This is a genomic window from Rhodobium gokarnense (assembly GCF_025961475.1).
Lineage (GTDB): Bacteria > Pseudomonadota > Alphaproteobacteria > Rhizobiales > Rhodobiaceae > Rhodobium > Rhodobium gokarnense.
Genome location: NZ_JAOQNS010000022.1, coordinates 18,211 through 29,956, shown reverse-complemented (window position 1 = coordinate 29,956; position 11,746 = coordinate 18,211). Strand labels below are relative to the sequence as shown.

Genomic DNA, 11,746 nt, shown 5'->3' with positions numbered 1-11,746 from the left:
GGCGAACGCAGTGAGCTCGGCGTGAGCGAAACATCGAGCCCGCAGGGCTCGCAAGGCCGACCGGCCGTCGGCGCCGATGCGCCGCCCCCGCGGAGGCCAGCGAGCGATAGCGAGCGCTCGGCCGTGAGCGGGAAAGAGAATCCCTAAACCTTCCGCACCACCCAGGTGACGATGTCCGTCAGCACGGCGTCGAAGGCGCTGTCCATGGCGGCGACGGCGTCGGCGACGCGGTCGGACGGGCTCGCCGCCTCGGCGTGGAAGATCTTCTGGGCGACGACGCGCCCATTGCGGTCGTGCAGCAGCTTGACGGCGACCTCGACCACGGCCCGCTTGCCGCCCTTCAGCTCAAGCTGGAACGAGCGCACGTCGACGACGACCTGGTAGTGGATGAGGAGCCCCTCGCCCGGCCGCCCGACGGCCCGCACGCGGCCGGAATTCTCGAACGACTCGACGAGCCGCGCCTGGATCAGCTTCGGCAGCGTGTCCGACCACTGGCCGTCGCCGAAATAGGTGATAACGGAAACATCCGGCTTGATGGCGATGGACTGCGTGTCGAGCGCGCGAACCGCCTTCGGCGGCGGCACCAGGAGCTGGGCGCTGGTGCGGCCGGTGAGGCCCGGGAAGTCGCGCGGCGCGGAAAGGTCGTAGATCGGCGGCGGGGTCGATCCGCCAAGGCTGCCGCAGCCGGCAAGGAGACCGGCCAGCAACGCTGACAGCAACACGTTTTTCAACCGCATCAAGACCGATCCCTGACCTAAAGCCGCGCAACTATAGCAGCTTTTTGTTTCGCCGCTTGCGCCCGCGCCGCCGTTTGTCTGTCACTGCGTGGCAATAACGCACGCATGTTTCCTTTTGGCCACAATGGCTCTAGCCAATTCGCCGGCCCGCGGCAAGCAGCTAAGACGGCCGCGCCATGCGGTGTCGCCTTACCGCCGCTTGTAGGTCGGCTGGTTGGAGCCGCCGAAGATCACCCGGTTCGGGTTCTTGTCGAGATCGGAGAAGGTCCGCTCGATAGTGTCGAGCGTCTGCCGGCCCTGGTTCATCATCGCCTCGAAATCACGCACGCCGCGGGTGGAGAACCGCTCCAGGCCGCCGGCAATGGTGTCGGCCCGAGACGCGAAGGCATCCGCCGCCTTGCGGATCGACTGCGCCGCCTTGGTCGCCTCGGTGATGAAGCCCTCGCCGTCGCTGTCGACCATGCCCTCGACCTTGGCCAAGAGGCTCTCGATGCGCACCGAGACCGCGTTCAGCCGGTTGGAGAACTGCCGTGCATCGGCGACGATCTGGTCGACGTCGGCGTTCTTGGCGGCAATGTTCCCGGTGAAGGAATTGACGTTCTCCGACGCCTTCTTGGCGTTGTCGATGATGAGGTCGAGGTCGCCGGCGCGGTTGCCGAGCCGGGTGGTGAAGCGGTCCACATTGTCGACGACGCGGCCGACCTGCTCCGTGTCGACGGCGGCAAGCAGCTTGCGGACATCGGCGACCGCGGTGTTGATCTCGCCGGAGAACCTGTTGAAGCGGCTCGTCGCGCTCTTCACTTCCGAGATGATCTGGTCGATGTCGCCCTCGCGTTCGGCGAGCCTGGCGGTCAGCTTGTTGATGTTCTCCGCCGACGAACTGGCATCGACGATCAGCCGGTCGATCTCATCGCGGCGCTTGGCAAGCCCATCGGTGATGCTCTCCACATTGTCGACCACGCGGCCCACCTTGTCGGCATCGACGGCGGCAATGACCTTGTCGGCCCTGGCCAGCGTCTCGTTGAGGCTGTCGCCGAACTGGGAAAGCTTTTCCGCCGTCTTGCGGAAATCGGCGACGACCCCGTCGACGTCGTCGGCAGCCGCCGCCAGGGAGTCGGTGAAGGTGGCGACGTTGTCCACCACCCGGCCGACCTTTTCCGGATCGACCGCGACCACCAGCTTGTCGGCGTGCTCCACGAGCCCTTCCAGCTTGCCGGAAAGGCTGGCGAAGGTGTCGGCCGCACGCGCGACTTCGGCGAGGAACTTGTCGACGCCCTCGGAGTTCTCGGCCAGCGCGCCGGAGAATTTCTCGACGTTGCCGATGGTCTTTTCGATGCTGTCGCGGTTGTTGACGACCAGTTCCTCGATCACCGACAGCGCCTTGTCCGCGCGGGACAGCACGGTCTGCGCGCCGTCGACAAGGTCCTGGAAGGCCGAGCGGTCGGCCTTGACCACCGGCACCCGGTCGTCGGCAAAGAGCGGGCCGGCATCGCTGGTGCCGCCCTCCATCTCGATATGGGCGACGCCCGTCAGGCCCTGATAGGCGAGCTTCGCCTTGGTGTCGGCCTTCAAGGGCGCAGTCTTGTCGACCGAGGCGACCGCCTGCACCTTGGTCGGGTCGTTGGCGTTGAGGGCGAGCGTCTGCACCTCGCCGATCTTGATGCCGTTGAACAGCACCAGCCCGCCCTGGCCGAGGCCGGTGACCGAGCCCTCGAATTCGATGATGACGGTGCGGCGCACCCCGTTGTCGCCGGTCTTGGCCAGCCAGTAGATGAATCCGAACCCGCCGAAGATGACCGCCAGGACGAAAATGCCGATCGCCACGTAATTGGCGCGTGTTTCCATGATGGGCCCTTCAGCTTTCGATTCGTCTGGCGCGTTCGCCGCGGAAATAGGCGTGCACCCAGGGATGATCGTAGGTCAGCATTTCGCTGTAGGTTCCGGTAATCAGAACCTTGCGGTTTCCCAAGACGGCAATTCTATCGCAGACCGTGTAAAGACTGTCGAGGTCGTGGGTAATCATGTAGACCGTCAGGCCCAGCGTGTCCCGCAACTTGCCGATGAGGTCGTCGAATTCGGCCGCGCCGATCGGGTCGAGGCCCGACGTCGGCTCGTCCAGGAACAGGAGTTCCGGGTCGAGCGCCAGCGCCCGGGCAAGGCTCGCCCGCTTGGTCATGCCGCCGGAGAGTTCGGACGGGTACTTGTCGGCGGCATCGCGCGGCAGCCCGGTGAGTTCCAGCTTCAGAAGCGCCAGCTCGTCCATCAGCCGGCGCGGCAGCCTGAGGTGCTCACGCATCGGCACCTGGATGTTCTGGCGCACGGTCAGCGAGGAGAACAGCGCGCCCTGCTGGAACAGGACGCCCCAGCGCTGGCCCACCTGCCGCCTCTCCTCGTCGGTGACGTGATCGACGTCGGTGCCGAACACCTCGATGGTGCCGGAGCGCTTCGGCAGCAGCCCGAGGATGGCGCGCATCAGGACCGTCTTGCCGGTGCCCGAGCCGCCGACGAAGCCGAGGATCTCGCCGGCATGGACGTCGAGGTCGAGGTTCTCCAGCACAGGAGCGTCGCCGAAGCCGACCGTCAGGCCGCGCACGGCGAGCACGCTGGGCCTGGAGGCGCCGGGGGGTGTCGGGGTCACACGTGCATCCATCAACCGGGCCCCTTAGATGTTGATCGCGGCGAAGAACACCGCGAACAGGCCGTCGACGACGATGACCATGAAGATCGCCTTGACCACCGCGACCGTCGTCTGGCGGCCGAGGGATTCCGCGCTGCCGGCGACCTTCAGGCCCTCCGCGCAGGCGATCAGGCCGATGATCAGCGCCATCACCGGCGCCTTGACGATGCCGATATAGAGCGTCTGCAGGTCGATCGCCTCCTGCAGGCGGGCAATGAAGGCCTGCGGCGTCAGCCCGAGATAGGCCCAGGAGACGAGCCCGGCGCCGGCGAGCGCCGAGACGTCGGCAATGAAGGCCAGGATTGGCAGCGCGATCATCAGCGCCATCAGCCGCGGCACCACCAGCACTTCGACGGGCCGGAGCCCGATGACGTGCATGGCGTCAATCTCCTCGCGCATCTTCATGGAACCGATTTCGGCGGTGAACGCGCTGCCGGAGCGGCCGGCGACCATGATCGCGGTGAGGAGCACGCCGATCTCGCGAAGGACGAGAACGCCGACGAGGTCGACGACGAACTGGTCGGCGCCGAACTGGCGCAGGTAGAAGGCGCCCTGCTGGGCGATGATGCCGCCGATGAGGAACGACATCAGCGCGATGATCGGGACGGCCGTCCGCCCGGTCTGGTCGAAATGGTGCAGGACGGCGATGCCGCGCATCCGGCTGATGTTGACGAGGCAGGCCGACAGGCCGGAGGCGAACTGGCCGAGGATGGCGACGAGATCAATGGCATCGTGCCAGACGTCGACCGTGCGGCGACCGACCTTTTCGACGCCGGCGACGATGCCGCGCCTCGGCAGCGCCTCGGCGATGTCGTGCGGCTTGTGCTCCTCGACCTCGTCGAACAGCGGCGTGTAGCTGTCGTCGTAGCCCTCGATGGCGGCCGAGCGCCCCTTGGCGGTCAGCGCATCGCGCAGCCGGACGATGAGCCAGGCACCGGCGGTGTCGAGCGCCGTGACGGCCGACAGGTCGAGCACAACCGACCCGGCGTCGCGATCGGCGACGCCGGCCAGCAACCGTTCCGCTTCCGCGGCCCGTTGCACCGTCCAGTCCCCGGAGAATGCCAGCCGCATCTCCGAGCCGTGGACGCTTGCCGTGACCTTCGGCTGTTCCAGCACCAAAGGAATGTTCATGCGGGCTCTTCCCGGCGCCCCCGCCCCTTGCCCGACACGCCATCGGACCAGTAAGAATCGCCAATTGCGAAAACTTGCCATCGCCTCCGAGGCACCGCAAGCAAACCCCGCCGGCTTCAGCCGCCCGATGTGCCCTGCGCATCGGATATGGACACATGCCGGGCAACCTGTTGCCGAATGGTAACATGGCCCGAAACCGAACAAGGGCGATTCATGACGAGAACCCTCAGCGCCACGAGCGAAAGCTGGCCGATCGCCGGCGGCTTCACCATCTCCCGCGGCACCAAGACGACGGCCGAGGTCGTCGTGGCCACAGTGACGGAGGGCGGCAACAAGGGCCGCGGCGAATGCGTGCCCTATGCCCGCTACGACGAGACGGTCGAGGGCGTCATCGCCGACATCGAGAAATTTGCCGGCGCCGTCGCCGACGGCCTCACCCGCGCGGACCTGCAGACGGCAATGCCGGCGGGCGCGGCCCGCAATGCGCTCGATTGCGCCCTCCTCGACCTGGAAGCCAAGATGAGTGGAAAGAGCGCCGCCGATATCCTCGGCATTTCGCCGCCGGCCGAGGCCGTCACCGCCTATACGATCAGCCTCGGCACGCCGGACAAGATGGCGAGCGACGCCCGCGCCGCCGCCCACCGGCCGCTGATCAAGGTCAAGCTCGGCGGCGCCGGCGACGTCGACCGCATCCGCGCGGTGCGCGCCAACGCCCTCGGCGCCCGCCTCATCGTCGATGCCAACGAGGCCTGGACCGACGAGCTCTTCGCGCCGAACATGGAGGCCTGCAAGGCCGCCGGCGTGGAGCTGGTCGAGCAGCCACTGCCGGCCGGCAACGACGCCATGCTGGCAAGCCTTGCCCATGCCGTGCCGGTCTGCGCCGACGAGAGCGTCCACATTTCCGACGGCCTTGCCGACCTCGCCGACCGCTACGACGCCATTAACATCAAGCTCGACAAGGCCGGCGGCATCACCGAGGCCCTGAAGATGGCGAAGCTGGCCGGGGACCTCGGCCTCACCGTCATGGTCGGATCGATGCTGGCGACCTCGCTCGCCGTCGCGCCGGCCTATCTGCTTTCCGGCTATGCCGCCTTCCTCGACATCGACGGCCCGCTGCTCCTGGCCAAGGACCGCGAGCCGGGCCTTTCCTTCGATGGCTCCACGGTGAAGATGCCGGAGCCGGCGCTCTGGGGGTAGGCCGCGCTATCCGGCCGCGTGCAAGCGCCGCCGCTTGATGACGACCGACAGCGCCACCAGCCCCATCGCACCGACGGCAACGCCCGCCATGGCAAAGAAGGCATCGCCGCCGAAGGCGCGGTAGAGCGGCCCCGAAGCGCCCATCGACAGCGCCGAGGCGCCGGTGACGACGGTGACGGCAAAGGCCTGGGCGGCACCCGCATGGCGTTCCGGCACCGAGCGCGAGACGTGGTGGACGAGCCCCAGATGGGCGGCGCCGAAAGTGACGCCGTGCAGCATCTGGACGGCAAGGAAGGCGGCAAAGCCCGTCAGGAACGGAAACGCCGCCCAGCGCAGGACCGCGGCAGCAGCGGAAGCGAGGATCAGCCCGGCCGGTCCGAGTGACGCATTAAGGCGCCCGGAGACGGAAAAGATCGCGATTTCGGCAATCACACCGATCGCCCACAGGGCGCCGATCTCCGTGCCGCTGAAGGAGAGCTCCTGCCAGTAGAGCGAGCCGAAGGCATAGACGAGGCTGTGGCTCGCCTGGCAGAGGCCGCCGGCGGCAAGCAGCGCCAGGAACGCCGGGCGCTTGAGGAAGGTGCCGAGCGGCGCCTCGTCGCCGTCCGAGGCCGCCGGCTCCAGCCGCGGCAGCAGGGTGGCCGCAAGGACGACGGAGGAAAACCCGAACACCAGCACCCAGAAGACGACGTCGCCGGTGAACCGGCCGACCAGCCAGCCGGCGCCGAGATTGGCAAGGATGAAGGCGAACGAGCCCCACATCCGCATGCGGCCATAGTCGGCACCGTCGCGCCGGGTGACGGCCATGGCGAGCGCATCGGCAAGCGGCGCGAGCGGCATCCAGAACACCGCCAGCGAGGCGAGGAACACGCTGATCAGGATGACGCCGTCGACGGCACCAAGGCAGAAGAGGAAGGTTAGCGCCGCCGCGGCGAAGACGAGGATCGCGCGCGCCGGCGCGCCGAACCGGTCGGCGAGCGCGCTGGTGAAGGTCGTGGTGACGATCCTGACCACCATCGGTACGGCAAGCACGATGCCGATCTCACCGGCGCTGAGGCCGCGCGCGGACAGCCAGACCGGAAAGAATGGCATGTATACGCCAAGCACAAAGAATAACGCGAAAAAAAAGAGGGATAGACGAATTGACGCCGGTATCCTGACAAGACGACGGGACATTGCTGACATAAACTCGTCGACGTAAACTTGCTGTAAGGATTCGTTGGCTAGAAATCCCAGATCGGGGGGATTTTGACGCTAAGGTGCCGAGAAAGACGCTCTATGATTGATTCGCCTCCGCCGACACCCCTTCCCGACAAGGATTACGAGATCATCGAACAGGCGGTGATGGAAACCGCCCGCGGCCGGTGGTTTCTTTCCGAGTTCGCGCGCCGGAACCGGTCCGCCGATACCCGCGTGCTGCTTGAAGCCATCAGCCGTCTGGAATCCGTTGTCAAGCGCGAGCGCGAGATCGACGACGTCGACCGGCTCAGGGTCGAACTCACCGCCATGAAGCGGGCGATCGAGAAGACCAAGCAGGAAATCGCCGAGATGCAGGTCGAGTGCGGCGACAACGACCAGCTCACCGAGGCGACCGCCGAACTCGACGCCATCGTCGAACAGACCGAGACGGCGACCGGCGACATCCTCAACCGCGCCGAAGCGGTGCAGGAGATCGCCTGGACCCTGCGCGAGGCCGGCGCCGATCCGGAGCAATGCGACGCCCTCGACAACAACGCCACGGAAATCTACACGGCCTGCTCGTTCCAGGACCTGACCGGCCAGCGCACCCGCAAGGTCGTCGACGTGCTGGGCTTCCTGGAATCCCACATCAACCGGATGATCGACATCTGGGGCGACGAGGAAATCGAGGTCGAGGAGACCCGGCGCCCGCGCGACGAGCGGCCCGACGCCCACCTGCTGAACGGCCCGCAGCGCAGCGGCCGCGGCCACGACCAGGACGCCATCGACAACCTGTTCGACAGCGAGGTCCATCCCGATGCGGGCCCCATGGTCGACGTCGAGGTGGATTGGAACGATGCCGACGCCTTCGAGGCGGTGAGCGTCGACGCAGAGAGCCCATCCTCCGGCGAGGAAGACGTTCTCGATGCGGAGTTCGCAGAAGCCGACAGCAGCGAGACCGACAGCGGCACACCGGCGCAAGCGGCCGAGGACGACGCGCCCGCCGACGCCGATGATCCCTTCGCTACCGCCGACGATCCCTTCGCCGAAGCCGAGGACGTCGTTGCCGGGGCGGCCGAGGTCGATCTGGACGCCCTCGTGGACGTGGAAACCGAAGGCGAAAGCGCACCGGAAGCCGCCGAGGCAGAGGCCGGCGAGACGGCTTCGGACGAGGCGGACGCCGATGCGTTCCTTGCCGCCGAGACCGCCGACGCGGAGCCCGCCGAGGACGACCCGTTCGCCGCCATCGAGGAACCGGAGACGGCGGAAGACGACATCTTCGCCGAAACGCCCCAGGACGCTCCGCACGCCGACGAGGGTGAGGAGACCGGGAGCGCGGAAGACGAGACCCGCGCCGCGGCCCCTGCCCCGACCGAAGAGACGGCCGAAGAGGCGGCCGACGACGCGAGCGAAGAAGACGCTGAAGGTGCCGGCGATGTCGGTACCCTGGCGGACGTCGACATTGGCGACATCTTCGCCGAGGACGACAGCGAGGACGAACCGGAAGAGCCGCGCGCGGCCGGCGGAACGTTGCGCGGGGCGGCAGCCTCGGCGACGTCGGAGCCGGCGGGCCTCAGATCTGCCGACGATCCGACCGCCCACCTCACCATGGGCGAGCGGCTGGCGTTGTTCAGTTAAGGGAAACGCGGGCCGTGACCGCGGGACGTCGAGCCATCGGAAAAGCCATCTTTTCCAAAGCCTGCGTGCGTTTTGCCACGAAGGTCGTCACAGCCCGCTGGTCTCTGACCAGGCGCGGTTGCACCTATTCGTCCGGCGCGTCGAGCGCCCGGCAGAGCATGTCGTTGTCGATGTTGCCGCCGGACAGCACCGCGACGACGGTGCGGCCGGCGGCGGCAAAGCGGCCCGACAGAAGTGCGGCGAGCGCCACCGCTCCGCCAGGCTCCACCACCAGCTTCAACTCCCGCGCTGCATAGCCGACGGCGGCAAGGATTTCCTCGTCGTCGACGACGAGGCCGCTCGTCACGAGCTCCTTGTTGATCGCGAAGGTCACCTCGCCCGGCGCCTCGGACAGAAGCGCATCGGCGATCGATCCGCTGCGCGCGTCGTTCTCGCAGCGCTCTCCGGAAGCAAAGGACCGGGCCTGGTCGTCGAAGCCGGCCGGCTCCACCGTATGGATGGCAGCCGCGCGGAAATGAGATCGTATTGCCGTCGCGATACCGGCAGTGAGCCCGCCGCCGCCGGCGGGAATGAGCACCGCATAGGGCGCCTCGCCCGTTGCCGCGATCGCCTCGGCGATCTCCAGCCCGGCCGTGCCCTGGCCGGCAATCACCCCCGGGTCGTCGAAGGGATGGATGAAGGTGGCACCAGATTCCAGCGCGATGTTGGCGGCGATCGCCATGCGGTTTTCCGTCTCCCGGTCATAGGGAACGACGGTGGCGCCGAGTGCCTTGGTACGCGCGAGCTTTGCCGCGGGCGCGTCGGAAGGCATGACGATGGTTGCCGGCACGCCATAGAGCCGCGCTGCCTCGGCCACCCCTTGCGCGTGGTTGCCGGAGGAGCAGGCGACGACGCCCTTGGCGCGGTCCGCTTCCGGGATCATCGACAGCCGGTTGAAGGCGCCGCGGAATTTGAACGAGCCGGTGCGCTGCAAGGTCTCGGCCTTCAGAAAAATCCTGCCGCCGCAACGCGCGTCCAGCACCGGGCTGTTGAGGAGCGGCGTCTTCACCGCCCTGCCCTTCAGCCGCTGCGCCGCCGCCTCGATATCGCCGATCCCGAACGCTTGCGCCATCGCCCTCTCCCGCGCCGTACCGCGATCGTCAAGGACCGCACCGACAGCCGGTATCAGCCGCAGCGACGATCGGCAAGCTTTTGCAAGGGATTGGGACGGCGGATTATTCCGCGGCGTTGCGGCGAGCCGCGCCGTTCGCTTCCAGGATGTTGTGGAGGAACTGGCGGGCGCTGGCCGGCCAGTTGTAGCCGCGCCCGACCTCAAGGCAGCGCTCGCGCGGAATGTCGAGCGCCTGCAGCGCCGCCTCGCGCAGATCCTCCGACAGGACGCCGGCGCCCGTCTCGCCGATGATGTCGAGCGGCCCGGTCACCGGGAACGCCGCCACCGGCACGCCCGAGGCGAGCGATTCCACGATCACGTTCCCGAAGGTGTCGGTGAGGCTCGGAAAGACGAAGACGTCGGCGGAGGCGAAATGGCTGGCAAGCTCCTCACCGACCTTGGCGCCGGTGAAGACGGCCTCGGGGAACTTCGCTTCCAGCGCCGGCCGCGACGGCCCGTCGCCGACCACCACCTTGGTCCCAGGAAGGTCGAGAGCAAGGAACGCCTCGATGTTCTTTTCCACCGCCACCCGGCCGACATTGATGAAGATCGGACGCGGCAGATCCTGGAACACCTTCGGCGCGTCGGGCCGGAACAGGCCATGGTCGACGCCGCGCGTCCAGTACATCAGCTTTTCGAAGCCCTGCGCCTCCAGCGCCTGCTTCAGGCTCGGCGTCGTCACCATGCAGCCGAGCCCGTCATTGTGGAACTTGCGCAGCCAGGCATAGGCCCAGCGCTCCGGCACCGGAAAGCGGGCGGACAGGTATTCCGGAAACCGCGTGTGGTAGCTCGTCGTGTAGCCGCCGCGCCCGGTCTTCTTCAGATAGCCGCGCACGCCGAGGCCGAGCGGGCCCTCGGTCGCCACATGGATGTAGTCCGGGCCGATCTCCTCGATCGCGTGGCCGACATGGCGTGCCATCGCCATCGACAGGCGGATTTCCGGATAGGTCGGACAGGGCAGCGTGCGGAACCGCTCCGGCGTCAGATAGGTGACCTTGATGCCGATATGGGTCAGTTCCTCGCCGATGCGCTCAAGGGTTTTGACGACGCCGTTGATCTGCGGGCGCCAGGCGTCGGTAACAATCAGGATATGCGTCATGCTGCGACCGGCTGGCTCGTCTCTTCGCCGTCCTCGGCGTCCTCGGTGACGTCGGCGGGAACCACGTCCTTGCGCAAATCGGCCCAGCGGATGATCTCGAAGCTGCCGTCATGGCCCTCCGCGATCGCCGTGCAGCTTTCCACCCAGTCGCCGGTGTTCATGTAGACGTGGCCGTTTTCCTTGCGGATCACCGCATGGTGGATGTGGCCGCAGACGACCCCGTCGGTGCCGCAACGCTTGGATTCCGCGATCAGGGCGTCCTCGAAGGCGCCGATGAAGTTGACCGCGTTCTTGACCTTCAGCTTGGCCCAGGCCGACAGCGACCAGTAGCGGAAACCGAGCTTGCGGCGAATCAGATTGAACCAGGTGTTGAGGCTGAGCGCGGTGACATAGGCCCAGTCGCCGAAGAAGGCGAGCCACTTGGCGTGGCGCACCACGACGTCGAACTCGTCACCGTGGATGATCAGGAGCCGCCGGCCGTCGGCGGTCTCGTGCACCGCCGTCTCCATCACTTCGACGCCGCCGAAATGGGTGCCGAAATAGTTGCGCAGGAACTCATCGTGATTGCCGGGAACGTAGACGACCCTTGCGCCCTTTCGCGCCTTGCGCAGCAGCTTCTGGACGACGTCGTTGTGCAGTTGCGGCCAGTGCCAGGACCGGCGCAGGCGCCAGCCGTCGACGATGTCGCCGACCAGGTAGATCACCTCCGCATCGTTGTAGCGCAGGAAATCGAGCAGGAGATGCGCCTGGCATCCGCGCGTGCCGAGATGGATGTCCGACAGGAACAATGCCCTGTAGTGACGCGCGTCCGGTTTAGCAGTCATGGGAAGTCCCGGGTGGCTTGGCTCAAGGGCTTGGCGTAATGAATTCAGCCCTTTAAACGCGATTCACGTCTCAATTATGTGACAACGCGTTTGCCCGCCCGGAGCGGCATTTCA

The 11,746-nt window shown here is 67.0% G+C and carries 10 protein-coding genes; 2 read left to right on the top strand and 8 right to left on the bottom strand.

All coding sequences use genetic code 11. The features are described from left to right. Positions 1-143 precede the first annotated feature (143 nt). The 4 genes from M2319_RS23045 to M2319_RS23030 all read right to left on the bottom strand — a co-directional run bounded on the left by M2319_RS23045 (position 144) and on the right by M2319_RS23030 (position 4,545). Positions 144-737 (bottom strand): ABC-type transport auxiliary lipoprotein family protein, encoded by a 594-nt coding sequence (locus tag M2319_RS23045; protein WP_264603826.1) that lies wholly within the window; start codon positions 735-737, stop codon positions 144-146. A 189-nt stretch (positions 738-926) separates the two neighbouring features. Beyond that, positions 927-2,582: an MlaD family protein gene (locus M2319_RS23040; RefSeq protein WP_264603825.1), complete on the bottom strand. Its 1,656-nt coding sequence runs from the start codon at positions 2,580-2,582 to the stop codon at positions 927-929. A 10-nt stretch (positions 2,583-2,592) separates the two neighbouring features. Further along, a complete protein-coding gene (locus tag M2319_RS23035) occupies positions 2,593-3,387 on the bottom strand; it encodes an ABC transporter ATP-binding protein (protein ID WP_264603824.1) in 795 nt (264 codons plus the stop codon). 12 nt (positions 3,388-3,399) lie between these two features. Further along, positions 3,400-4,545 carry an MlaE family lipid ABC transporter permease subunit gene (locus tag M2319_RS23030; protein ID WP_264603823.1) on the bottom strand — a complete coding sequence of 382 codons (1,146 nt, stop codon included), beginning with the start codon at positions 4,543-4,545 and terminating at the stop codon, positions 3,400-3,402. Positions 4,546-4,758: 213 nt separating this feature from the next. On the opposite strand from M2319_RS23030, the gene dgcA reads away from it, so the two are divergent. Then, entirely contained in the window at positions 4,759-5,742 is a 984-nt protein-coding gene (gene dgcA / locus M2319_RS23025; protein ID WP_264603822.1) for an N-acetyl-D-Glu racemase DgcA, read from the top strand. Between the two features lie 6 nt (positions 5,743-5,748). Here the strand turns inward: dgcA and M2319_RS23020 are convergent, their stop codons facing one another. Beyond that, the gene (locus M2319_RS23020) at positions 5,749-6,918 is read right to left on the bottom strand and encodes an MFS transporter (protein WP_264603821.1); all 1,170 of its coding nucleotides are present in this window, start codon (positions 6,916-6,918) and stop codon (positions 5,749-5,751) included. 102 nt (positions 6,919-7,020) lie between these two features. Here M2319_RS23020 and M2319_RS23015 point away from each other — a divergent pair, with 102 nt between their 5' ends. Continuing rightward, positions 7,021-8,559, top strand: coding sequence for a protein phosphatase CheZ (locus tag M2319_RS23015; RefSeq protein WP_264603820.1), 1,539 nt, complete (start codon positions 7,021-7,023; stop codon positions 8,557-8,559). A 124-nt stretch (positions 8,560-8,683) separates the two neighbouring features. Here M2319_RS23015 and M2319_RS23010 read toward each other — a convergent pair whose 3' ends face one another. The 3 genes from M2319_RS23010 to M2319_RS23000 form a co-directional block, all read right to left on the bottom strand. Further along, positions 8,684-9,670, bottom strand: coding sequence for a threonine/serine dehydratase (locus M2319_RS23010; RefSeq protein WP_264603819.1), 987 nt, complete (start codon positions 9,668-9,670; stop codon positions 8,684-8,686). A gap of 103 nt (positions 9,671-9,773) precedes the next feature. Continuing rightward, positions 9,774-10,808: a glycosyltransferase family 4 protein gene (locus M2319_RS23005; protein WP_264603818.1), complete on the bottom strand. Its 1,035-nt coding sequence runs from the start codon at positions 10,806-10,808 to the stop codon at positions 9,774-9,776. Beyond that, a complete protein-coding gene (locus M2319_RS23000) occupies positions 10,805-11,632 on the bottom strand; it encodes a UDP-2,3-diacylglucosamine diphosphatase (RefSeq protein ID WP_264603817.1) in 828 nt (275 codons plus the stop codon). Before M2319_RS23000 ends, M2319_RS23005 begins: the two co-directional genes overlap by 4 nt. Positions 11,633-11,746 lie beyond the last annotated feature (114 nt).